20 protein-coding genes are annotated in these 24,669 nt (G+C 50.2%); 14 read left to right on the top strand and 6 right to left on the bottom strand.

What is annotated here, in order from left to right; all coding sequences use genetic code 11:
* Positions 1-68 precede the first annotated feature (68 nt).
* The 3 genes from HAP95_RS03785 to HAP95_RS03775 all read left to right on the top strand — a co-directional run bounded on the left by HAP95_RS03785 (position 69) and on the right by HAP95_RS03775 (position 3,960).
* Positions 69-839 carry a PilZ domain-containing protein gene (locus HAP95_RS03785; protein ID WP_215883025.1) on the top strand — a complete coding sequence of 257 codons (771 nt, stop codon included), beginning with the start codon at positions 69-71 and terminating at the stop codon, positions 837-839.
* 108 nt (positions 840-947) lie between these two features.
* Entirely contained in the window at positions 948-1,295 is a 348-nt protein-coding gene (locus tag HAP95_RS03780) for a hypothetical protein (RefSeq protein ID WP_215883024.1), read from the top strand.
* Positions 1,288-3,960, top strand: a complete 2,673-nt coding sequence (locus tag HAP95_RS03775) for an EAL domain-containing protein (protein ID WP_215883023.1) — start codon at positions 1,288-1,290, stop codon at positions 3,958-3,960. Before HAP95_RS03780 ends, HAP95_RS03775 begins: the two co-directional genes overlap by 8 nt.
* Here the strand turns inward: HAP95_RS03775 and HAP95_RS03770 are convergent.
* Genes HAP95_RS03770 through glpD form a run of 6 tightly spaced genes read right to left on the bottom strand, consistent with a single transcriptional unit; the run spans position 3,957 to position 12,006 of the window.
* On the bottom strand, positions 3,957-6,296 hold the full coding sequence (locus HAP95_RS03770; protein WP_215883022.1) for a phosphoenolpyruvate--protein phosphotransferase: 2,340 nt from the start codon (positions 6,294-6,296) through the stop codon (positions 3,957-3,959). The two genes, HAP95_RS03775 and HAP95_RS03770, sit on opposite strands and share 4 nt — an antisense overlap.
* 6 nt (positions 6,297-6,302) lie before the next feature.
* Complete coding sequence (gene dhaL / locus HAP95_RS03765; protein WP_215883021.1) at positions 6,303-6,902, bottom strand: dihydroxyacetone kinase subunit DhaL; 600 nt, start codon at positions 6,900-6,902, stop codon at positions 6,303-6,305.
* A gap of 15 nt (positions 6,903-6,917) precedes the next feature.
* Positions 6,918-7,919 (bottom strand): dihydroxyacetone kinase subunit DhaK, encoded by a 1,002-nt coding sequence (dhaK, locus tag HAP95_RS03760; protein WP_215883020.1) that lies wholly within the window; start codon positions 7,917-7,919, stop codon positions 6,918-6,920.
* Between the two features lie 16 nt (positions 7,920-7,935).
* A complete protein-coding gene (locus HAP95_RS03755) occupies positions 7,936-8,916 on the bottom strand; it encodes an MIP/aquaporin family protein (RefSeq protein WP_142088325.1) in 981 nt (326 codons plus the stop codon).
* A 21-nt stretch (positions 8,917-8,937) separates the two neighbouring features.
* Positions 8,938-10,437 (bottom strand): glycerol kinase GlpK, encoded by a 1,500-nt coding sequence (glpK, locus tag HAP95_RS03750; RefSeq protein WP_215883019.1) that lies wholly within the window; start codon positions 10,435-10,437, stop codon positions 8,938-8,940.
* A 51-nt stretch (positions 10,438-10,488) separates the two neighbouring features.
* Positions 10,489-12,006, bottom strand: coding sequence for a glycerol-3-phosphate dehydrogenase (glpD, locus tag HAP95_RS03745; protein WP_215883018.1), 1,518 nt, complete (start codon positions 12,004-12,006; stop codon positions 10,489-10,491).
* Positions 12,007-12,263: 257 nt separating this feature from the next.
* On the opposite strand from glpD, the gene HAP95_RS03740 reads away from it, so the two are divergent.
* From HAP95_RS03740 to HAP95_RS03690, 11 genes are all read left to right on the top strand, one after another.
* Complete coding sequence (locus HAP95_RS03740; protein ID WP_215883017.1) at positions 12,264-13,853, top strand: MutS-related protein; 1,590 nt, start codon at positions 12,264-12,266, stop codon at positions 13,851-13,853.
* On the top strand, positions 13,846-15,348 hold the full coding sequence (locus tag HAP95_RS03735) for a MutS-related protein (protein ID WP_215883016.1): 1,503 nt from the start codon (positions 13,846-13,848) through the stop codon (positions 15,346-15,348). The genes HAP95_RS03740 and HAP95_RS03735 overlap by 8 nt, the downstream gene beginning before the upstream one ends.
* A gap of 212 nt (positions 15,349-15,560) precedes the next feature.
* Positions 15,561-16,529 (top strand): ribokinase, encoded by a 969-nt coding sequence (locus HAP95_RS03730; protein WP_368356546.1) that lies wholly within the window; start codon positions 15,561-15,563, stop codon positions 16,527-16,529.
* Positions 16,530-16,531: 2 nt separating this feature from the next.
* Positions 16,532-17,449 (top strand): substrate-binding domain-containing protein, encoded by a 918-nt coding sequence (locus HAP95_RS03725; protein ID WP_215883014.1) that lies wholly within the window; start codon positions 16,532-16,534, stop codon positions 17,447-17,449.
* Entirely contained in the window at positions 17,446-18,231 is a 786-nt protein-coding gene (locus HAP95_RS03720) for an ATP-binding cassette domain-containing protein (protein WP_215883013.1), read from the top strand. The genes HAP95_RS03725 and HAP95_RS03720 overlap by 4 nt, the downstream gene beginning before the upstream one ends.
* The gene (locus HAP95_RS03715; protein ID WP_215883012.1) at positions 18,228-19,187 is read left to right on the top strand and encodes an ABC transporter permease; all 960 of its coding nucleotides are present in this window, start codon (positions 18,228-18,230) and stop codon (positions 19,185-19,187) included. The genes HAP95_RS03720 and HAP95_RS03715 overlap by 4 nt, the downstream gene beginning before the upstream one ends.
* 95 nt (positions 19,188-19,282) lie before the next feature.
* Positions 19,283-20,761 (top strand): hypothetical protein, encoded by a 1,479-nt coding sequence (locus tag HAP95_RS03710; protein WP_226832525.1) that lies wholly within the window; start codon positions 19,283-19,285, stop codon positions 20,759-20,761.
* A 10-nt stretch (positions 20,762-20,771) separates the two neighbouring features.
* The gene (locus HAP95_RS03705) at positions 20,772-22,058 is read left to right on the top strand and encodes an ABC transporter substrate-binding protein (RefSeq protein WP_215883011.1); all 1,287 of its coding nucleotides are present in this window, start codon (positions 20,772-20,774) and stop codon (positions 22,056-22,058) included.
* Between the two features lie 74 nt (positions 22,059-22,132).
* Positions 22,133-23,020: a carbohydrate ABC transporter permease gene (locus HAP95_RS03700; protein ID WP_215883010.1), complete on the top strand. Its 888-nt coding sequence runs from the start codon at positions 22,133-22,135 to the stop codon at positions 23,018-23,020.
* Positions 23,020-23,886, top strand: coding sequence for a carbohydrate ABC transporter permease (locus tag HAP95_RS03695; protein ID WP_215883009.1), 867 nt, complete (start codon positions 23,020-23,022; stop codon positions 23,884-23,886). The genes HAP95_RS03700 and HAP95_RS03695 overlap by 1 nt, the downstream gene beginning before the upstream one ends.
* A 2-nt stretch (positions 23,887-23,888) precedes the next feature.
* Positions 23,889-24,617 carry an ABC transporter ATP-binding protein gene (locus tag HAP95_RS03690; protein ID WP_303646378.1) on the top strand — a complete coding sequence of 243 codons (729 nt, stop codon included), beginning with the start codon at positions 23,889-23,891 and terminating at the stop codon, positions 24,615-24,617.
* The last annotated feature ends 52 nt before the right edge of the window (positions 24,618-24,669 follow it).

Here is a 24,669-nt window from a genome sequence, read left to right as displayed (position 1 = left end):
TTTCTGGATTGCTCCTAATGTTTGTTCGCCCGGATCATGGGGCCTATCCACTTGTTTCTGGAGGGTATATGGGACTGACTTCTGACGATACAGAGTTGGGTATGATGCTACCGCTGAGAAGCGGGCTCAGTATTGCAGAATATCAGCAAACTCTAGTGGAGGAGTTTGGTGAAGCTGTTTTTGAAGATATTCCGGCGATGCTATGTTCAGAGAAGTCTGCGGAGGGTCTGGGAGATGCTGTAATTTTTTCGGCGGACAGTAATGATTCTGGCGCACACTTTTATTTTGATGGCTGTGAATCGGAGAGTCTGCTTTTCCGCTTGAAGGGTGTTTTTGCGCGGGAAGACTATAAGAAAGCCCTGATTTTTGTTGAATTGGGTGACTTTATTTTTATGTTTTTTTCGGACCTGAAATACCTGTTTGAAGGGCGCTATTGTTTTGATGTGCCGCGTATGATCTACCGCAGAGCCTCGCGCAGAGCCAAGCGGGTGCGACTGGAAGGCGCTATTACCTTACGTAAGGTGGGTGGTGTTGAGATGGTGGGGCAACTACACGATTTCAGCCCTAGCGGCGCCAGCTTTTTTGCCCCTAGAGGTTCATATCAGCCCGGCGAGAATGTGCTTGCTGAATTTACGATTGCTGACTGCGGAACCTGTGAAACGGTGGTTACGGTTGTTCGCGTTCAAGAAGAAGGGGCTCCAGCAGGTCAGTGTCTGGTCGGAATCCGGATGTCTCTCACCCGCGATCAAAAAAAGCGCGCCGAGCACTTATATTTATGTAAAAAAGCCGAGGAAATTCAGAAACGCCCGGAATACTCCAGAAACACACGCATTTTTTAATAAAATAAAAAATTTTTGAAGGATTAATTTTGCCAAAAAAATTCTTCAAATAACAGCATAAGAAAATAACGATATTATTATAAACCGCTGTTACTTGGTGTTACATTTATGATATATAAGAAAAACCTTGGTTTCTCTGTTTGCTCTTCCCTCCCGAAAGTTGTATCATTTTCTTTACAAGTCCAGGTTTGCTTTCTGGAAAAAATAAATGGCTATCAGAATGAATTGAGTGAGGTTGGTGTAAAAATTATGTCTACTACAAAACCTGATAATGATCAGAGCGGGCAAAAAGCGGCGGTAATAAAACAAGTGGCACTCTCAGAGTGGGCATGGATAATGCTCAAGGAGCTGAGCGTTTTCTATGGGGTAAGCCCGACGGAAACGCTGGAAAGCCTGGTGCTGGATGCGGTTTTGTCCAAACAGGGGAGTTGTACGGCTTTTTGCAGCGATGAATAGCCCCTTTAACAGACCAGATACGCTGGTCAGTTTTTTGGGGCTGGATAGTGAAGATTTCATTTTATTAGACCGGTATTGGCGTTTATTTGCCCAAAGTGCCGAACAACTGGCCAGGGATTTTTATAACTATCTGTTTTCACATCCGGCTACCGCCGCAGCTTTCAGAAACTTTTCAGAAGCGCAAATTGAAGCTCTGGTTCAGCGCCAAGCGGAGCATGGATATGGTCTTCTGAACAACCAACTGAACTCTTCCTGGCAGACTGCCATGCAGCAACTGGGTGCCAAGCACCACCATTTAGGCATTGATCCTGCCTGGCTGGCCGGTGGCTACACCATTTACTGGCGGAATTGGCAGCCGATTTTGGAAAAGCACGTTCCAGCCGAACACCAGTCGCGTCTGGGACAAATCCTCATCAGCCTGCTGATGGGTGACTTAATGAGTCAGTTAAGTGGCTACGCCCGGGCAGCACGGGAAACGGATGGTGAGCGCAGCGCCGTTTTTGATGTGTTGCTCGATACCCTGGCAAGCACCCGAATTGAAAAAGATACGGAAAACACCAGTCTTTTACAGGTGTTATGTGAGCGCTTGCCGCGTAAAAGTCGTTATATCACCCTGGCTGGCTATTTTCTGTGCTCCAGTAGAGTCAATGATCTATTAACTCTGGAAGCTTCGGCCGGTTTGCGCTTGTCCATGCCCTATCTCCCTTATTCTGCAGAAGATCCCTGTTGGCAGGCCTTGCAACAAAATCAGGTCCTGGTTTATTCAAGTGATGATCCTGCAGCACCGGAATGGATCCGGAAATTGCGACCCCGCGTTCAGGAGATGGTGTTTCTGCCTTTTTCGTCGGGTGACTTGCAAGGTTTAGGTTTTATTGGCGCTCGGGCAAAAGGATATTTCAAAAGAATCGGGTCAGATTATTTTGAGGCGTTTGCCCATCTCGGCGAAATCGTTCTGCAATTACGTAATCGTATGCTCCGGGATCCCTTGACTCAAGTTCCCAACCGCCTTTTATTTATGGATCGCCTGGAAATCGCCCGCCGGCAGGCCAGTCGAGAGGAGTCTTTACTCGGGGTGGTGCTGCTGGATCTGGATGGTTTCAAACCGGTCAATGACCGTTTTGGGCATGGCGCCGGTGATCGCTTGCTGCTTTCTGTCACCCAGCGGATTCGTCAATGTTTGCGTTCGGGAGACACCTTGGGAAGGTTGGGAGGGGACGAATTCGGTCTGCTTTTTCCATCGCTGAGTTCCATAGACGACCTGGATCTCATTTGTGGCCGGATTTTGGAAGCCGTGCGTACGCCCGTGGAAATAGATGGCGAGTGGATCCATGTGAGTGCCAGTCTGGGAGTGACACTATATCCTCTGGATGAAGTATCCGTAGAAACACTTTTGGCGCATGCGGATATGGCATTATATGCGGCAAAAAAACAGGGAGGTGATCAGCTCAGCCTGTATAGTCTGACTCTGGATGAGGCCGCACAAAACGCGGCCAATATGCGACTGCTTCTCGAAACAGGGCTTAAAAATAATCAGTTAGTGTTGTATTACCAGCCAATCGTCAACAGTTTTGGCGGCGTATCAGGGGTTGAGTCTTTGCTTCGAATTCGTGATCCTGATCGGGGTTTGCTGGGTCCCTCAGCTTTCTGGGCCGGTCTGGATCATCATCGCTATGCCCGGGATGTGGGTATTTTTGTGATGGATGCCGCTTTTCGGCAAGGCCAAATCTGGCAGCAGCAAGGACTTGCCTTGCGTGTTTCCATTAATATCAGTGCGCATCATTTACTGGATGCGCGTTTCCTGGATGATCTGGAAAGGGCTCTACGAAAATATCCTGGTTTGCCTGCTGAGCAGATCGAAATAGAAATTACCGAATCAGCACCACTGAACGATCTGCTGCATGCTCAGGAGCGTCTGGCTGCCTGCAATGATCTGGGGGTACGGGTAGCTCTGGATGATTTTGGAACGGGGAACGCTTCATTGACCTATCTTCAGCAGCTCCCCGCTCAGTCGGTGAAGTTGGATCAAAGCTTTGTCCGCGACATGATCAACGACCCCAAGGACCTGGCTATTGTAGCAGCCGTTATTACTGCCAGTCGTATGTTGGGTCTGGATGTGATTGCGGAAGGGGTGGAAACAGAAGCCCATGCCAAATTATTGGCGAAAATGGGTTGCGGTCACTTGCAGGGATATTTGTTTGCCAAGCCCATGCCCGGAGAAGATATTCCCCTCTGGTTGCAGCAGTTCAAGAATCTGAATTTGAGTGTGCTCAGCCATTCTTCCATTGATATCTTGCCGACTTTGCTGGAAGGTCATGGACAACGGACCGAGAATTTTCTGCTGGCCATGCGCGAGCAAAAATCCATTCCGCAACATGTATTGGAACAGGATGCCGAAGAAAAATGCCATCTGGGTCGCTGGCTGAAGGGGGACGGATCCCTGCGTTTTGGCGAACAGTCCGAGTTTTTACAGATTTTGCAGCGCCATGAAAAAATACATCATCTGGCACGCCAGGCAAAACTGGCGCTGGATAACGGAGATGTAGCCAATGCTCTCTATCTGGGCTCCGTTCTTGAGTGTGAAAATAACAAAATGATTCAGGAGTTGCGCAATCTGGTTTATGACGAAGAGAGGGAGCTGAAGGGTAACCATTGTACCCAGCATTAAGTGCCAGAAACGCGCGTATACATGTTACTGAGTCGCGGCGGCGCCATCGACAAGCGGCGGATGCCGCAATCCACCAGCAAAGGGGCAATTTGTGGATCCCCGGCGGCTTCTCCGCAAATCGAAACCGGAGCATGACTGTCCTGGACCATTTTTCGGCATAACTCCAAGACCGCCGGGTGTGCGGCATTACCCAAGGTTTGGAGTAAAGCATTACTGCGATCGCTGGCCAGCGTGTATTGGGTAAGATCATTACTGCCAATGGACACAAAATCCGTCAGGCCATTGAACTGCTTCATGCACAGCGCGACCGCCGGAACTTCTGCCATGATTCCGAACGGCACGGGCCAACGGTGAGGATGGCCTGCAGCTTCAAGCTCCCGATGTGCCTGATCCAAAATCATTCGGGCACTGCGCAATTCTTCCGGGTTGGTGACCATGGGCAGCATGATATGGAGATCGTGATCCTGGCCTGCACGCAGCATGGCCCGCAGTTGCAGGGCAAAAATGTCGGGATACGCGAGCAGAGCGCGCAATCCTCGCCTGCCGAGGGCGGGATTGGCCTCAGTCCCTATGGGTATAAAAGATAAAGGCTTGTCAGCCCCGGCATCGAGCGCCCGAACGACGATGGGCAGGCCCTGCATGGGTGCCATGACCTGACGTAGAGACTGGCACTGGCTTTCTTCATCGGGAAGCGTTTTCTGATCGAGAAAAAAGAACTCGGTACGCAGCAAACCGATACCCGTAGCACCAAGGCGCCTGGCCGCTGCCGCTTCCGCAGTGCTGGCCACGTTGGCCCAAAGCTCCAGCGTGCTGCCATCGTTCAGGGTGATTTGGCCGTAAGAACCCGCTGAATTTTGGTCTTGATGCATGCGTTCCCGATCATGCAAGGTTACGAGAATCTGGGCGTCGGGGTCGGGCCATAATTCGCCAGTTTTTCCATCCATGGCCACATATTGAGTGTTCGCAAAAACAACGGGGTCCGCGTTGATGACGTAAGGAATACCAGAGCCACGCAAGAGAATGGCGGCATGCGAGTTTGCGCTGCCATGTCGATCTATCACGCCAAGAACCTGTTTGGGGTTGAGGCGTAAGGCCACTGAAGGGAGTAACTCATTGACCAATAAAATAGCGGGTGGCCCCTGCCAGGGCTGCGAATCTGCCGTCACCCCCAAGGCCTGGAGAACCCGATTACCTAAATCCCGTAAATCTGCAGCGCGGGCACGGAGTATGGGGTCGCTGAGGGCGTCGATTTGGGAAGCGGCCTGCGAAATACTTTGTGCCCAGGCAGAGGCGGCATCCAGATGCTCGTTCTGGATCAGGGTGGTGGTTTTTTCCAGAAGGGCAGGGTCACTCAAGAGCACATTTTGAGCCTCTAAAATAGGGTGATCGCTGAGTTGTCGCCGCACCTCAGCGATGGCCTCAAGAAATTTGTGAAGGGCTTTTGCACAGTCATCACAATAGGACCGGGGTACTGTTGTCACGAGCCCATCACGGATAATGAGGGGTCCTTGGGCGAAACCGGGAGCCGCCCCCTGAGGGTGCTTCGTGGCTTCATTTTCAACAGGGGTTGGAATTTTTGCAGGAGGATGCTGATTTTCCTGCAGGCAGGCTGCTGCCCTGTCCAGGAATGCATCGGCATCCGGCCCTGAAGTCTGGAGATAAATTTCATCTCCCTGGCGCAGGTCCAGTCCCAGAATGGCGGTCAGACTGGAAGCGGAAACCCGATTATCCGGGTGTTTTGCTGCGGCGATGAAGCTGGGCGTGCTCCGGGCGAGGGCGAGTTTTGCCAATGCGGCTGCCGGGCGCAGATGCAGGCCAGCGGGATCTGACAAGTGCAAACTGCGCTGATGTTTCGGAGTGGCTGCTGGTATTTGTCGGTTTTTTTCAGCGGTGATGTTGTCGGGAGCCAGTTGTTGTTGCTTCATGCGCAGCCCGTTTTCCGCTTCTTGCTGCACCTCGGCCAGAGAGGCGCCGCCGCTGGCGGCCAGGGCAGCAGTCATGGCGCCCTCCACAAAGGGTCCGCTACTCATCAGGACCCGCGCCCTGACCGATTCTGGCAGGAGACCTAAGGCGGTTTCTGTACTCAGCAGCGCACTACCCATGTCCATGAGTACCAGGGTTCCCATGGGGTTATCCAACGATTCAATGGCGGCCAGAATTTGCAGGGCATCCGTGCCCAGATCTGCTCCTTCATCACCCGCACCTGCTGCAATGGCCAACCGTACGTCGGAACCGGTGACCTGACGAATGAGGGTTTCGGTGGCCAGGGCCAGGGCTCGACTGTGGGAAACCAGCACAAGGCCGACAGTATTTATTCTGGATTCGGCAGTGTTCATGGTGGCTTAGGGCTTTGCCAGACAGTCAAAAAGCAGGCTCGCAGAAGTGGCCCCCGGGTCGGCATGACCTATTGCGCGTTCGCCCAGATAGCTGGCCCGGCCTTTGTGGGCGATCATGGGAATCGTTGCATCCCGACCTTCCCGGGCTTTTTGTGCGGCCATTTCTAATCCCACCTGCTTGTTCAGGACGCTGACAGCGGGGCTGAGGGCATCGACCATGGTTTTGTCTCCCGGTTCAGCCTTGCCCAGTCTCTGGATACCAGCCAGTCCTGCCTGCAGACAAAGAGCCAGCCCGGCATCGTCTAGTTGCAGCTGATCTCCGGCGACTTTGGCGGCTTCGAGGAAAAAGGTTCCATACAGCGGCCCCGAAGCACCGCCCACGGAACTGATCAGGGTCATACCTACCAGTTTCAACAAAGCTGCGGGGGTTGCTGGCTTGTCTGCCTGCAACTTTTCGACGACCTTGGTAAAGCCACGGGCAAGATTGCTGCCGTGATCACCATCACCAATGGCCGCATCCAGCGCATTCAGTTCGGCAAGATGCGCCTTGAATTGCTGCTCTGCGCAGACAATCCACTGATTCAGGAAGTTGAGGCTATATTTCATGTCAGGATTCCTGCTTTATAAACCCCAGCGCAGCGCCGGGGTTCGGACCGGGGCGTCCCAGTACTGACGCATGGTTTCGTCAAGACGCAACAGAGTAATGGAAATACCGGCCATATCCAGGCTGGTCATGTAGGAACCCACCAAACGCCGGGACACCTTGAGGCCATGCTTGGTGGCGACCATTTCAGCAGCGCGATAAACAATATACTGTTCCACCAGGGGCGTAGCACCGAGACCGTTAACAAATAACAGGACCTCATCCCTTTTTTTGAAGGGCAAATCTTCCAGAATGGGCAGCATCAACATTTCCGTCAAAGTATCTGCAGGTTGTAACGGGATACGCTGCCGCCCGGGTTCTCCATGAATACCAATACCAAATTCAATTTCGTTTTCACCCAGGGTAAAGCTGGCTTGACCGGTTTCCGGGTTGGTACAGGGGCCTAGCGCCAGGCCCATGGAACGGGCAGAAGCATTGACTGAACTGCACAATGCGGCGACTTCATTCAGGCTGGCACCAGCCTCGGCAGCACCCCCACAGATTTTTTCGGCAAGCACCGTGGCTCCGACCCCACGCCTTCCGGCCGTATATAAAGAGTCTTTAACAGCCACATCATCGTCCATAATGACGGCGCGTACCTCCACGCCATCGCTCTGCAGCAGTTCCGCAGCCATTTGAAAGTTCAGGACATCACCGGTGTAGTTTTTGACAATATGCAAAACGCCTTTGCCACCATGTACAGCAGCAGAGGCCTCCTGAATCTGGTCTGGGGTTGGGCTGGTGAATACCGCGCCAGGACAGGCGGCATCGAGCATACCCAGACCCACAAAACCGCCGTGCATGGGCTCATGTCCTGATCCACCCCCGGAAACCAGGGCGACTTTGCCGTTTTTTGGCGCATCGGCGCGCACAATGTAATGCGGGTTGTCGTGGACGCGAATCAGGTCAGGATAAGCCAGTGCCATGCCCTGCAATGCTTCCGTGACAACCTGACCCGGAGCGTTGACCAATTGTTTCATGATGCACCTCCCTGGTTTATTTGTCGGCAACATCAATTTGGGTTTTGACTTCATCCAGAGCCTTCTGCAGTTTTTCCAGCTTGAAGCCGAGGCCCTTCTGTTCAACACGGGGCTGGCGTTCTTTCAGCAGCTTGGCACGGACGCAGAGGGTTCTGCTGATGCACCAGTCGTAGAAATAGACGGCAATGGCGGCACCAATAAGCGGACCGACAATGGGAATCCACCAGTATCCATGGGGTCCAGGAAAGGCATTGGGTCCCCAGCCCTGTAGCCAACAAAACAGACGAGGCCCAAAATCGCGGGCGGGATTGATGGCATAGCCGGTCCCTACACCGAATGACAGGCCAATAGCCGCGACGGCAAAGCCAATCATCAATGGCGCCAGGTTGGACCCTGGTCCCACGTTCATGTTGTCGATGATGGCAAAAACAAAAAGCACCAGGAAAAAAGTCGCGATGACTTGATCGAGCAGCATCAAACCGAGGTGGCTGCCATAGTATGCGGCAGGAAACGTCGCAAAGATGCTGAAGGTGGTCAGGCCCCCGGGATCCGCTCGGGAGACGACATGGTTGGCCAAATTCCAGGCATTGATAGCCCGGAAATAATCGTAGTAGACAATAGCCGCTCCTGCAAAACAGCCCGCCACCTGAGCTATCCAGTAGGGTACGACTTTTCGCCAGGGGAAATTACCCTTGAGGGCAAAAGCTAGGGTGACTGCCGGATTGATGTGCGCCCCAGATACACCACCAGCCACATAAACAGCCATGGCCACGGCAAAAGCCCATCCCCAGACAATGACCATCCAGCCTCCTGCCCCCTGAAAAATAACCATGGTCCGGTGGGATTCCGTAAGACCGACTACGGCAACCGCCACGCAGCCCGCTCCAAATGCCAGCAATACAAAACATCCCACAAATTCTGCCAGCATTTCTGACCAGACAGACTGGGCGCGCCACCCTGCCTTGACACCGAATTTTACAGATGTGTCTTCAGCCATTTTTAATCTCCTTCTCGGCTTTCAGTCCACCCAGGCAAAAGAACGGGAAACGGCCTTTTTCCAGGACTGATAATAACGGTCGCGATCAGCGTCGGGCATCTTCGGCTCCCAGGTTTTATCAATACCCCAGTTGGCGCGGAGATCTTCAATATTGCTCCAGTAACCAACGGCCAACCCGGCGGCGTAGGCGGAGCCCAAGGCTGTGGTTTCGATCATTTTCGGGCGCAGGACCGGCACTTTCAGCATGTCGGACTGAAACTGCATCAGCAACTCATTCACTACCATGCCGCCATCCGTGCGCAGACTGCTGAGAGGAATACCGCTGTCAATTTCCATGGCCTCAACTACGTCACGCACTTGATAGGCCGTAGATTCCAGCGCTGCCCGGGCAATATGGGCTTTATTGGCAAAACGAGTCAGTCCGGCAATAACCCCTCGCGCATCATCTTTCCAGTAGGGGGCATACAGGCCAGAAAAGGCCGGAACCACATACACATCCCCATTATCCGGTACGCTCCGCGCCAGTGGCTCAATCTGTCCGGCGACATCAAAAAAGTGAAGATTATCCCGCAACCACTGCACCAGTGCCCCGGTAATGGCGATGGCGCCTTCCAGTGCGTAGCGGGGTTTTTCATCACCAAACTGATAAGCCAGAGTGGTCAGTAGTCCGGCATTGGACTGTACCGGTTCGGTGCCAGTGTTCATGAGCAGGAAAGAGCCGGTTCCGTAGGTGTTTTTTGCTTCTCCTGGAGCAAAACAGGTTTGTCCTACCAGAGCGGCCTGTTGATCGCCGAGCATTCCGGCGAGGGGCGTGCCGCGCAGTGGTGCGGTCTTGATTTCTCCATAAGGCGCGGAAGACGGCACGATTTTGGGTAAACAGGCCTCAGGAATATGAAATTGTTCCAGCATGTCCTTGTCCCAGGCACAAGTTTGCAAATCCATCAGCATGGTGCGGCTGGCATTACTCACATCCGTAACATGCACGCCGCCGTCAGGGCCACCCGTGAGATTCCAGGCCATCCAGGTATTGATGTTGCCGAAAAGCGCGTCACCCTTCTCGGCCTGACGTCGGGCTCCTTCCACATTTTCCAGAATCCACAGCAGTTTCAGGCCGGAAAAATAGGTGGCCAGTGGCAGTCCGGTCTTGCTGCGAAATCTTCCCTGTCCACCATCCCGGGCAAAGCGTTGTACCAGTTGGTCGGTGCGGGTATCCATCCACACCAGCGCGTTATAAAGAGGTTTGCCGGTATGACGATCCCAGAGTACGGTAGTTTCGCGTTGATTGGTGATTCCTACAGCCGCCAGATCGCTGGCGCTGAGGTTTGCCTTGGCGAGGGCGGCACCGATAACCTCATTACTGTTCGTCAGGATCTCCAGCGGATTATGCTCTACCCAGCCGGGTTTGGGATAAATCTGTTCATGTTCTTTTTGCGCTACGGAAACAATGTTGGCTTGTTTATCAAAAACAATAAAGCGGGTACTGGTCGTACCCTGATCAATGGCCCCTACATATTTTGACATTTTGATATCCTCCTCAAAAAAAGATTTTCAAGATATGGTCTATGCGCCTCCTTATCGGATTTTTTCCGCGATTGCAGATGACTGCAGGTATGTTTTCAGTTTTTCGGCAGTGTTTTCAGGCACATGCAAGGCCATTTTGGAACGTCGCCACAAAATGTCCTCTGGTTCCCGCGCCCACTCCTGGGTCACCAGATAATTCACTTCGGACTGGGTGAGTTCCCCACCAAAGTCTTCACCCAAATCAGCCATCTGACGGGCATCACCCAATATTTTCAAAGCACGTGTGCCATAGGCGCGTGCCAGACGGTAAGCCAGGTGCGCCGACAAAAACGGGTACTGTTCAGAAAGCATACGGACGAATCCGGCAAAATCCCCGTTGCTGATGTCGCCCCCGGGAAGTGGCGCTGTTGCTGTCCAGCTGTGGCCCTTGGGGTGCCCGAGAACGGGTTGAAGCAGGGAAAGGGCGTGTTCAGCGAGGCGCCGATAAGTCGTAATTTTACCCCCGAATACAGAAAGCAGCGGCGGAATATCATTGCCGCCTTCCATATCCAGCACATAGTCCCGGGTGACTGCGGAAGCATTGGCAGCATGGTCATCATAGAGAGGGCGTACCCCGGAATAACTGCGGATAACGTCGTTTGGATGGAGCGGGGTTCGGAAATAACGGGATACGCTTTCACAGAGGTAAGCCGTTTCCTCCGGGGAGATGCTGACCTGAGCCGGATCTCCTTCGTAGGGAATATCAGTGGTGCCAATCAGGGTGTATTCATACTCATAGGGAATGGCAAATACAATTCTCTTGTCAGGATTTTGGAGAATAAAGGCGAAATCACCCGGATAGATGCGCGGAACGATAATGTGGCTTCCCTTGACCTTGCGCACGGTTTTTTGAGTCTGAATGCCGAGCTCCTTGATCAGGACATCACCGACCCATGGCCCGGCAGCATTGACCAAAGCCTTGGTGAAAACGGTTTCTTCCTTCCCGGTTACTTGATCCTTCAGTTGCGCTTTCCACAGCCGCTTTTCCGGTTGAGCAGAAAGCAGCCGCGTGTGGGTCAGGATTTTTGCACCACGTTCGGATGCATCCAAAGCATTGAGGGCAACCAGTCGGCTATCTTCCACCCAGCAATCTGCATAGGTGAATCCCTTAACGAATTCGGGCTTGAGAATTTCTGCTGCTGGATGTGGTCCGAAATGCACGGCTTTTGAGTTGGGCAAGCGAGAACGGGGGGCGAGATGATCGTAGAGCATAAGCCCCGCACGAATCCGCCAGGAAGATCGCCCCGTTGGACTTTGGGGCAGAACAAATTCCAACGGCCAGATGATATGGGGCGCAATGCCGAGAAGTCGTTCGCGTTCCATAAGAGCTTCTCGAACCAAGCGAAATTCGTAATACTCCAGATAACGCAAGCCGCCATGTATCAGTTTAGTGCTGGCAGAGGACGTATGTGCGGCAAGATCATCCTGTTCGACTAGTAGCACGGAGAGTTTTCTACCGCTGGCATCGCGAGCAATCCCGACGCCATTGATTCCACCACCTATAATCAGTAAATCGTAAGGTTCGGGCATCACGCCTCCTCATTGCAGCCGCCAGCGATCGATGTAACAGATAGACGAAACAGATAAATAATTAGTAGACTTAAAAATGCATAAACAAAACTAGTCTTTAAGTATTAGTTCATGATTTATACTAAAGCAAGGCGAAGAGAGGGCATTATTACCATCATATTTTTTAATGAATGCTTTTTCTCGAGTTGATGGAAGCGCACAGAATGTGATCCAAGGCGGAACCCAAAAATTCTACATGGATACTGGGAGGTATTTAATTGAAAAACCTGAGCTTACTTTTTATTGAAGCGGATTTGGTGGTGCCTGCTAAGCTTTCTGAGCCAGCGTATTTTCATGATCTTAATCTGGATCAAATTATAAGCCATATTATTCATGGTAGGGAAGAATATAAATTAGATCAATATTTTTATGGCTTGAATAAAAATCTGGAACAAATCCAGTATCGCCAGGAAATCATGAAGGACCTGGAGAAAGAAAAACATTATAAAACCATATTATCATTTTCTAAAAATTTGTCTGATATTCGCAACACTTTGGATCAAATAGAGAAATTGTATTACTCAAAGCAACAGCAACGTTGTTATCTGGAACTCGCGCTGCGGTATCAAAAAAACCTTGAAGACTTTCTGGAAAAATTGGAATCGGAACAATTACAATCAGCTGGATTGAAAGAGCTAATCAATCAATGCATGATAATTTTAGATTCAAGCAAATTTATTGAATTTAAAAACAAAAATGCGGCTATTGTCGAAAGTTTAAAAGAAATAAGATATTGTGTTTTTATTTCAGAAAACAAAGTTTCAGTTCGCTGCAGCGAAGAAGATGACTACACAAAAGAGGTGGCAAAAAATTTATATTTATCAGATAGTTCGCTTGGTGGTAATAATATAGTAAGCAACCAGACATTTGATTTGAATCATGTAGAAGCGCAGATCCTGGAAGGCGTGGCTAAATTGCATCCAGAACCTTTTGCTCAACTGGATACCTATTGTAAGCAGTATATGCGGCCACTTGAAGCGGATGAGGCTGCATATCCATCTGACTCGCTGAGAGCCACCCGGTACCCTTTTATGGATCATAATATTCTAGTCTGGGAGCGAGAATTGCAATTTTATTTGGCTTATCTGGAATATATCGCTCCCTTAAAGCATCTGGGGTTAGCGTTTTCAATCCCGGATATGGCCATTAATAAAAAGCAGGTTCGGGCGGAACAGACTTTTGATTTGGCACTGGCAACCAGACTTTTGGAGGAAACCGGGCAGAAGCTTGTCGTAAATGACTTATCTCTTACTAATGATGAGCAGATTTTGGTGATCACCGGACCCAATCAGGGTGGAAAAACCACTTTTGCCAGAACGTTTGGTCAACTGCATCATTTGGCTGGGTTGGGATGTCCTGTGCCTGGGCTGAATACACAACTTTGTTTTTGCGATGCGATTTATACGCATTTTTCATATCGTGAAGATATTCGTGCTGGACATGGAAAGCTGGAAGAGGATTTAATCCGGATTCACGAGAATCTAAAGGTAGCTACTGCCTCCAGTATTTTTATAATGAATGAATTATTCGATTCCACAACCTATGATGATGCGCTGTATTTAAGTGAACAAATAATCCATAAATTGCTAGCCAATAAAATAGTTACGGTGTGGGTGACATTCATTGATGCGTTGACTTTAATCAGTCCGCAGATTGTCAGTTTGATGAGCATGGTGGATACTGATGATTTAACCCATCGAACATTTGAAATACGTCGAAAGCCAGCGGATGGCTTGGCTTATGCATTGTCCCTAGCTGAAAAATACGGTTTGACGTACGCACTGTTGATGGAGAAAATAGATGAATAGAATTAGTCTTCTCTATTCTGATGACAGGGTTTATGATTTTAAAAATATTCCTGATCATTCAGAACAGTTGATTGCTGATCTGGAATTGTCCGTATTATTTTCGGTAATGGCCAATAAGGATGAAAAGATTCTTGAGGCTGTGCAAAAGATATTGCTTGGCCAACGGAGCAACGAAATGCTGGTTATTCTTTTTCGACAACAGATACTCAAGGATTTCATGCGTCATCCGCTGTTGGTATCCGAGATTTATCAGCACAGCCTTGATACCTTGGAAGCCTACCGGGATTCCTTGAGGTTCTGGTTATCTGCGAAATCGGCCAGCAGGCGCTTACGCACTAACGTGGAACTGATGGGTATGCTGCTTGCGCAATTGGTAAAAATTCGCAATTTGGGCACACAATATTCACATGTTGAGTCAACTGGGCTGAAGACTTTTTTCAAATTTTTGCAAACGGATTTTAGTGATGAAGTGCTGGATAAGCTACGTTCACAGAATTCTGTGTTGCGTTTTAATCATGGTTTTTCTATCAATGCAAAGCTGGATCATAATAACCGTAGTAGTAAATTTTTGCTGAACAGGGAGCAGCCATCAACACATTGGTTGCAAAAGTTTCTCTCATTAAATAGTTCTACAGAAGAATATTCTTTTACCATTTCCCAGCGCGATGAAAGTGGTTTAACGGCCTTGACCGAATTTCGTGATGCTGCTTTGGAGCCAGTAGCGGTAATTATGGATGTTGCTGTTCAGCAGTTTCTGGATTTTTTTACGCGATTGCGTGATGAATCGGCTTTTTACCAAGGCGCTTTGAACTTGTGCGAGGCACTGGAAAATCGAGGGGATGTTTACTGCTTTCCAATACCGGTGACCAGACAGGACCCCGTTTGTGTGGCCAGCAAATTGTATGATCCCTGCCTTGCCCTTTCACAGCAGGAGACGCTGGTTATGAATGATCTGCGGGCTGAAAACAAGTCATTCATCCTCATAACGGGTGCCAATAGTGGCGGGAAAAGTACCTTTTTGCGGGCTTTGGGCGTCAATCAGTTACTGCTTCAGAGTGGTTTGCCAGTGGCCGCCGAACAATTCACAGCGAGTCTTTGTGATGAAGTTTATACCCACTTCAAGCTGGAAGAGGACGTGAGTATGTGCAGTGGGAAATTTGATGAAGAGCTTCTCCGCATGGCTGCTCTGGTCCCTAAACTGAAAGCGACAGCTATGGTTTTGTTTAATGAATCATTTGCCGCAACCAATGAGCGTGAGGGTTCTGAAATTGCCTGGGAGATCTGTAATGCCCTGCTTGAAAAGGGTATAAAAGTTGTTTTCGTTACGCATTTATATACTTTTGCACGTAAACTTTATGCGGAGAAAAACCCTGTACTACTCGCTTTACGAGCCGCCTCCAATGAGGAACCAACCAAAAAATTCACGATCTCGGAAGCAAAGCCGCTGAGCACCAGTTTCGCAAAGGAAATTTATCAAAAGGTTTTTGCTGATTAAAACTAATAATGGCTTTGCAAACGGATTAAATAAATCTATAAAGTTGTTGTATTAGATAAAATTAAAATATGATAATTATCTTAATATCTGTGCACAACTTGCACTTCATAATTTCTCAGACTATACCTACTGTCACAAAGCGTTAGAATTTTAAAGAAGGCCTAGAGCATTATTTCGGGTTTGGGGGTTTCTGTGACAATTTATACTCGTCCATGCAGGCTAAGTCGCAGGGTTCGGAAGTTGCCGCAATGATAGTTGTCGGGAGCAGCAATATGGACATTGTCCTGCGCGTGGCCCGTGCACCTGGTGCCGGTGAGACAGTGGTTGGTTCTGATTATGCCATGCATCCTGGTGGTAAGGGGGCTAATCAGGCGGTTGCGGCGCAAAGAGCGGGTGCTTCTGTGTGCTTTGTTGCCTGTTTGGGTTGTGATGCCTATGGTGAAATCCTGCACGATAACCTGAATCGGGAAGGGTTGGATTTAAGTGCTCTCGTTCACTCTGCTATGCCTACTGGGTTAGCTTTTATTTTACTGGAAGAAAACGGGCAAAATCGGATTACCATCATATCCGGTGCAAATGCTGCGTTGACGCCAGAGCAGGTCCTGCCAGCCATTCAGCAACGCGATATTCTTTTGATGCAACTGGAAGTTCCTTTGGAAGTTGTTAAGGCTAGTGCTCAGCAAATGCACAAGATGGGTGGTTTAGTCATCCTTAATGCTTCGCCAGTACAACAAGATATGGAAGAAATCCTTTCTCTTGCGGACATTCTTCTGGTTAATGAAATAGAGGCGATGCAATTACTTGCCTTATCTGAGCCAGTTAACGCGCAAAACGCTATTGCCATGGTTGAGCAACTGGCATCAGGACGGCAGTCGGCCGTTATTACTCTAGGCAAGGCTGGAGCTGCATGGGCGACGAGTCAGGGGAAATCCGGTCTGGTTCCCGGGTTTAGCGTCGATGTCGTCGATACCACAGGCTGTGGAGATGCTTTTGCCGGTGCCTTCAGTGCTGCTATTGCCACGGACCATTCCATGGAGTCTGCCATCATTTTTGCCAATGCCGCAGGGGCCTTGGCTGCAACCCGTGAAGGTGCACAAGCTTCGTTGCCTCTGCGCACGACGATAGAAAGCTTTATTGCGCAGAATATTTCCACAAATTCCAATAATTACTTGAGGGCCTGACCATGAAACACAAAACGACTTCGGCATTGATGGCTGCAATGGCTTTATCTTTGGGGTTTTCTGGCATCGCGAGTGCGCAGGATGCCGCCCCCCAGCATTATACTTTCGGTCTGATGTTGTCCGCCATGACACCTTATTTTGCCACCATAAAAAGTGGTGCAGAAGCGGAAGCCAAGAAGCTTGGCGTACAATTACTGGTTGAAGATGGTAATAATAATTCAATCACACAAAATAATCAGATAGATACATTAATCGCCCGCAAGGTGAATTTGCTGCTGATTAATCCCACCGACGCCAAGGCCTTGGTTCCTGCCGTTGAAAAAGCCAATGCTGCACATATTCCCGTCATTTATATTGACCGTAAGGCTGACGGTGGTCATGCCATTGCCTATTTTGCTTCGGATAACAAACAGGCAGGAGCACAAGCCTGTCAATATATTGCCAATAAACTCCATGGACAGGGTAACTTGTTCATGCTTCTGGGAATATCCGGCGCTTCTGCAACCAACGAGAGAACCGCCGGTTGTGAGTCGGTTCTGAAAAGTTACCCACATATCAAAGTGGTGGCCAGACAATCAGGCGGGTTTAGTCGCGAAGGTGGGCTCACGGTTATGCGCGACGTCCTGATTGCCAACCCGAAACTCAATGCCGTGTATTCGGAAAATGGTGAAATGGCCATTGGTGCCATGCGTGCTGCTCTGGCGGCTGGTCGTTTAAAAGGACTAACCATCGCCATGATCGGTAGCGGTAGCGTCGGCGAGACGCAATTGGTAAAGGAAGGGAAAATTGCCCTGAGTGTTGCGCAGCAGCCGGCAGTCATGGGAGCCCTGGGCGTACAGGCCGGTTACAGTTACCTGTCAACGGGTACGGTTTTTGTTCCGGTACCATTGCATATGGATCTTGCGCCGAGCCATTCATGAAATCTGCAGACATGGCTGGCGAAAGAGCTGGCCAGGCCCCTCTGTTGAGCTTGCGCGGCATTGGTAAACGCTTCGGAGCGGTGCAGGCGTTGCGCGATATTGATCTGGATATCTGGCCAGGAGAAGTGCTGGCCTTGCTGGGAGATAATGGTGCTGGCAAATCTACCCTGGTAAAAATTATTGCGGGTGCCCAGGCGCCAAGCACGGGGACGATGCATTTTAACCATAAGGCCGTGCGCCAGTTTGATCCGCGTTATGCCCGGGATCTGGGTATTGAAACCTTGTATCAGGACTTGGCTGTTGCTGAAAATCTGGATGTTGCCGCCAATATTTTTCTGGGCAGGGAGCGCAAAAGACGTCTGCTCGGCATTTTCCCCATCCTGGCGCGACGGGAAATGCGCAAACAATCGGCGCTGGCTCTCCAGAAACTTGCTATTGAACTCCCTCTGCGGCAACCGGTTGGAGAGCTTTCGGGGGGACAAAGGCAGGCCGTAGCCATTGCCCGGGCCGCTTACTGGCAGGCGAAGCTGGTGATTATGGATGAACCCACTGCTGCCATCGGGGTCGGCGAGCACTCAGCCATCCTCCATTTGATTCAGACGTTGGCGGCATCGGGTGTGGCGGTGATTCTGATTACCCACACCATGCCCGACGTCTGGCAGGTGGCTTCTCGTATCACGGTACTTACACGCGGTGAAAAGGCGTTGGATGGGAATCCAGAAAATCTCGATGAGAACACGGTCGTTAAAGCCATGCTGGTGGGTAAAGGCGTGGCTGCATGAACGCCTCGGAACTGAAGGGGCACGCCCTCCGTCAGTTCCTGATGGATCAGGGGGTTTTGTTGGCTTTTATTGCCCTGCTGATTTTCTTATCATTTGTCGCCCCCCATTTTGTTTCCAGCAATAATTTTTTCAGCATCTTGACTGATGCGGCGCCATTGGTACTGCTGGCATTAAGTGAGTTGATGGTGATGTTAGTCGCCGGAATTGATCTTTCTGTTGGTGCCGTGGCCGGGCTCACGGGTGCCCTCGCCGCAACCATGATGTTGCTGGGCTTTCCTTGGCCTCTAGCGCTGTTCCTGGCTCTTTTGGCGGCCACATTAGCAGGGCTTTTACAAGGCGCCATCATCAATTACCTGCACATTACGGACTTTATAGCCACGCTGGCCGGACTTTCTATTTTTTCGAGCCTGACCCTGATTGTCACCAATGGGGAGCCCCTGAATATCAATGACAATGGTTTTAACGCCATTGGCGAAAGTCACATTCTGGGTATCCCTGATCAAGTATGGATTGCGGGTTTGATGGTCATTCTGGTCGCGCTCTTTCTGGGTCTCAGCGCCTCTGGGGCTTATTTATACGCCATTGGTGGGAATCGTGTCGCTGCCTATCGCGCGGGAATTCGGGTACGCCGCCTGCGCAGTCTGGCCTATGCTTTTTCCGGATTTTCAGCGGGGCTTGCCGGCGTGATTTTTGCCGCACAATTGGCCACTGCCGATCCCAATGCCGGTCGCGGCGACGAACTGCCGGCTATTGCGGCGGTGGTTATTGGCGGCGTTTATCTGTTTGGCGGCCGAGGCACCGTCTGGGGTGCGTTGATTGGTGCGCTGTTGCTGAGCACTATTCTGGATGGTCTAGTTTTACTGAATATTTCACCCTTCTATACCGAGCTGGTGGAAGGTGTTGTCATTTTGCTGGCAGTCATGCTCGGTTATTTGAAGAAACGCGGTACGGTTTGATGAACCCCGAAAGTTCGGGAAAGAGAAAAAGGAGTGGTTATCGCAAATACACCCTGCATAAGGGCGCTATAAATACTGAGAATAAGGAGAGTGCCATGATTAAAAAATATAATTATAGTAATCGTCCATCATTGTCTGGAAGGATTCTATCCAGACGCTTTCTGGCCTGCAGTCTGGCCGTTTCATGTGCTATTGCCCTGGGAGCGCCAGCATTGTCCAAGGCGGCCACCCCGGCCAATTCGCTGATTCCTGCCAATACCATTCTGGATAAGGCTATTGCCAACACGAAAATATCGGCCATGGTCGGCCTGATTAACTTTAGTTATCTTAATCATGCCCATACTGGTCAAGATACGCATTCCTTGGCTTTGGGTGGGCATTTGTATGTACACAGTCCACAACTGGCAGGATTCAGTCTGGGAGTCGGTGGAGACTTTGCCACCTGGACCGGTTTTTACCAGCATGAAGATCCAGAACTTACAGGTCCCTATCCCAGCCATGGCATAGCCATTGTTCGCCAGGCTTATTTGCAGTATCACTACGGACCCTTTGTCATTCGTGGCGGCCGGCAATTTATTAATACCCCGTATGCCAATTGGGATTATTACACCTACAACCCCCGGGCTTTTACGGGCGTCAGCGCGGTGGTGGACATTATTGGTCATCCCCAGGCTGGACAATGGTCCGGTAATAGTGCACTGGCTCTGGGTGGGTCGCCAGCAACCCTGAGCTTCATGGCTGCCCGGATGTACAGTTATGCCAGCCGTTACAGTGCTACTTTTACCACGGGCAATCGCTATACCAGCGCCCATACTAATGGTTTTTATGTGCTTGGTGCGCGCTATCAAACCCCGTTTTTGGGTAGTCATGTTGATTTGCAGGCCTGGTATTACGATTTTTATGGGTTTGCCAATATGTTTTACGGGCAGGCGGGTATCAGCCATCCCCTTACCAAAAATGTTTCCTTGTTCGGAAATTTTCAGGTGGTTTCTGAAGGGAACTCTGGAGCCGGTACGAGTTATCTGAGCACACTGAATGCCGACTCGGTAGATGCCCAGGTTTATGGGGGGCGTATTGGCGTCAAATTTGGCAGTCATCATGATGATAATGTGGCTTTGGTAGCAACCTATAGCCCCGTAAATTACAACTCCTTTCGTCATGGTGGCATGATTCACCCCTACAATGATCTCAGCGGTACCAGTTACACCACCACCATGCAAACCGGCATTTCCGATTTTGGACCGGGGTACGCTTATGGTATTGCCTCCAACTTTGGTTTCTTAGCCAACAAACTCAAATTGAATGCTAGCTTTATTCGTTATCTCGTCCGTTATGGGTTTGGCGGTAGTGTTTATAGTTATGGCGGCGCTTACGGATTTCCAACGGGAACAGCCATTCCCGATCAGCATCTCTGGTCCATGGATGTCGGTTTATCCTATGACCTGTCCAGTATTTTCAAGGGCCTTTATGTGGCCGATTATACGGATATTTCCATGGCGCAAAATCAGGCGGGTTATCCACATTATCAAAACCCGTATTTCAGCAACCGCTTTTACTTCAAATATCGTTTTTGAGGAGAATAAAATGAAATCCATGCATAAAAAAGTTATTGCAGTTTGTGTAGGGCTGGCCCTTGGCAGCGGCATGGCCGGAACGGCGATGGCGGCTTCAGCCCCCAGCCTGAGTGTAATCAATTGGTGGACAGCAGGATCGGAAGCCAAGGCCATGCATGTCCTGGTGGAAATGATGAAGGCCAAAGGGGTGAATATTCAGAATGACGCCATCGCTGGCGGCGGTGGTGCGCAGGCCCGCACTATTCTGAAGACGCGCCTCATGGAAGGTCAGATTCCGGGTGCCGCGCAAATTAAGGGTGTGGAGATCCAGCAATGGGGACATACGGGTCTGCTAGCCAATATTGATGCCGCAGCCCAGTCTGAAGACTGGGACAAAAATGTTCCTGCTGTGATCAACAACTTTATGAAATATAAAGGTAATTATGTAGCGGCTCCCATGGATCTACATCGTCTGAACTGGCTTTGGTACAACCGGGCCATTCTGAAAAAAGCCGGAATTGCCACCGCTCCGCAAACCTGGCCTGAACTTATGGCGGATCTCGCCAAGGTCAAGGCCGCAGGCTTTACGCCCATGGCTGGTGGCGGTAATGGCTGGATGATTGCCACCGAATTTGATCCGATTGCTTTGGAGACAGGTGGACCCGCCTGGTACAAGGATGTTTTTGTCAAACTGGACCCCAAGGCTATTGACAGCCCAACCATGGTCAAGGCATTGGAACGGTTGCGCGCCATTGAGGCTTACACCCCCAAATCCCTGGCGGGCCGCACCTGGAATTTTGATACGGCTTTAGTAGCTCACGGAAAAGCGGCATTTCAGATCATGGGTGATTGGGCCAATGGCCAGTTTGAATTTCTCCATGTGACTCCGGGTGGTCCACAAGTGGGTTGCGTGGCTTTTCCCGGCACGGCCAAGGAATTCATTTATAATGTCGATAGCTTTATTTTCTTCCGGCAGAATACTCCCGAGAAGCGGGCGGCGGAAATCAAGCTGGCAGAAACCATGGTCAGCCCGAAATTCCAGTTGCTGTTCAATAAGTACAAGGGCTCCATCCCGGATTTGATGAATGTTTCCCTGAATGGTTACAACGCCTGCCAGAAAAAATCCCGGGCACAGTTTCTGGTTGCCCGTAAAGATAATGGTTTGGTGCCCAGTTTTTCCCAGAATATGTCCACCTATGGTCCGCCCACCGGAGCATTTATTGACTCCCTGGATAAGTTCTATACTTCCAATGAAAGCCCGCAGGCTGCGGCAGCAGCCATGGCCAAACGGGTAGAAGTGGCCAAGAGTCAGGATTAATAGCTTAGGTATTGCCCGGTCGCCTGTACAGGCCGGGCTTGTTCCATTGATGTGTGCTGCAGAAGGATCCTCACATGCCATTCACCAAGGCAGAATTCAGTGGACGCGATCGGTTGATGGCAAAAATAGTGCTTTCGCCGACCATTTTGGCTGCTACCTTTTTTATCTATGGTTTTATTTTATGGACGATTTGGTTGTCCTTAACACGCTCAACCATTTTGCCCAGTAATCATTTTGTCGGACTTGCCAATTATTATGATCTTTTTGGGAGCTCACGCTGGTGGCGCTCATTAACGAATCTCGGAATTTTTGGTGGTCTTTATGTTCTGATTTCCTTGTCCATCGGTCTTGGTCTGGCTATTCTTCTGGACCAGCGTATCAAGGGCGAAAGGCTTTATCAGGTTGTTTTTCTTTATCCCATGGCGCTTTCCGCTGTGGTTACCGGGGTAGCCTGGCGCTGGTTGCTGGACCCCGGCTTTGGCTTACAGGCCATTGTCCGTTCAATGGGGTTCCCGCATTTTGCCTTTGCCTGGATAGATGATCCAGACATGGCCATATATACGGTAGTTATCGCTGCAGTGTGGCAGACGACCGGTTTTATGATGGCCATTTTTCTGGCGGGGTTGCGTGGCGTAAGTTCTGATATCGTCAAGGCGGCGCAGATTGATGGTGCCAGTAATGCGCGTATTTATTTGCGCGTAATTCTGCCCAGTCTTGCGCCCACTTTTTTTGTGGCGTTGGTGTTATCTGTCGGATTAGCTATCAAAAGCTTCGGTTTAATTATTGCTCTGACGGGTGGTGGACCCGGATACAGCACCAATGTCCCGTCCATTTTTATGTACGTTTTCTCGTTTCAACGGGGTGAAATGGGGGTGGGTGCAGCCAGTGCCCTCATGATGCTGGTCATCATGATGATTTTTGCCTTGCCCTTCCTTTATCTCGACTCGCGGAGGCAGGCCTGATGCGTACTACATCCATTTTAAGCCCGAGAAGATGGGTTGTTTATAGTCTTTTATCTCTGGCCGCGCTGTTTTTCCTGTTGCCCTTTTACGTCATGTTGGTGACCGCCTTCAAGACCATGCCGGAAATTTACTCAACGGGTATTCTGGCGTTACCCAGCAGCCTGAATTGGTATGCCTGGGTGCATGCCTGGAGTGCCGCCACCATTGGTGCAGCCAGTTCAGGGATTCATGGTTATTTTCTGAACTCTTTTATTCTGGTAATTCCCGCCGTAGTCATTTCTACAGCCATTGGTGCCTTTAATGGTTATGTGCTGACGCATTGGCGTTTTCGTGGCTCCAATGTATTTTTTTATATGTTGCTACTCGGCACCATTATTCCCTTCCAGATTGTTTTGTTACCGATGGCCTGGGTAGAAGGTCGACTGGGCATTGCGGGCACGTTGATTCCTGGCCTGATGTTGGTGCATGTGATTTATGGTCTGGCATTTACGACTTTGTTTTTTCGCAATTATTACGTCGGCATTCCGCATGATCTGGTGAAGGCGGCACGCGTGGATGGTGCCGGATTTTTCAGTATTTTTTTTCGGATCATGTTGCCAGTCAGTACGCCGATCATCATGGTAACGGCGATTTGGCAGTTCACCATGATCTGGAACAATTTCCTTTTTGGGGTGGTATTTACTCAGGGAGGACAACAGCCGGTCACTGTGGCTATCAACGATCTGGTGGATACGGTTACCAGCGTTCATATGTGGAATGTAGATATGGCGGCTGCCATTTTTGCGGCACTACCCACCTTGTTGGTGTATCTGATTGCCGGGAAATATTTTGTACGTGGATTAACGGCTGGCGCCGTAAAGGGATAAAAATGGGACGCCTGATACTCAAGGATATTCATAAAAAATTCGGTAAGGATGAAGTGCTTCACGGCATTAATATAGAAACCGAGGAAAATCAGTTTCTGATTCTGGTTGGACCTTCGGGCTGTGGAAAAACGACCTTACTGAACATTATCGCTGGTCTGGAGCAGGAAAGTGCTGGCGATATTCTCATTAATGATCGGCGGGTGAACGATCTCAGCCCTAAAAATCGGGATATTGCCATGGTCTTTCAGTCCTACGCCTTATATCCATCCATGTCAGTCCGCGACAATATTCTTTTCGGACTGGTTAACCGTCATGTCCCCAAAAATGAACGCGAGCAGATTTTGCAGGATGTGGCGCACATGCTGCAGTTGGACCATCTTCTGGATCGTCGTCCACGGCAGCTTTCAGGAGGACAGCAGCAGCGCGTGGCCATTGGCAGGGCCATCGCCCGGCGCCCTGCACTGTTTTTGTTTGATGAACCACTTTCCAATCTGGATGCCAAGCTACGCGTAGAGATGCGCACAGAAATCAAACGTCTGCATCAGCAACTAAAAACCACCATGGTTTATGTGACCCATGATCAAATTGAGGCCATGACCATGGGCGATCTCATTGCCGTGATGAATGATGGAATTATACAGCAGCTGGGTACCCCCGATGCCATTTACAATGACCCTGCCAATCGTTTTGTTGCCGGTTTCATGGGTCACATAAACCATGGTGGTTTTTAGTTGCTGATGCAGACGTTTGATTTCTGTGCGCATCTCTACGCGTAGCTTGGCA

Source organism: Acidithiobacillus sulfurivorans, assembly GCF_018853815.1.
Taxonomy (GTDB): Bacteria; Pseudomonadota; Gammaproteobacteria; order Acidithiobacillales; family Acidithiobacillaceae; genus Acidithiobacillus; species Acidithiobacillus sulfurivorans.
Note: the sequence above shows the minus strand (reverse complement) of the source record. Positions and strands in the feature narration are given on the sequence as shown.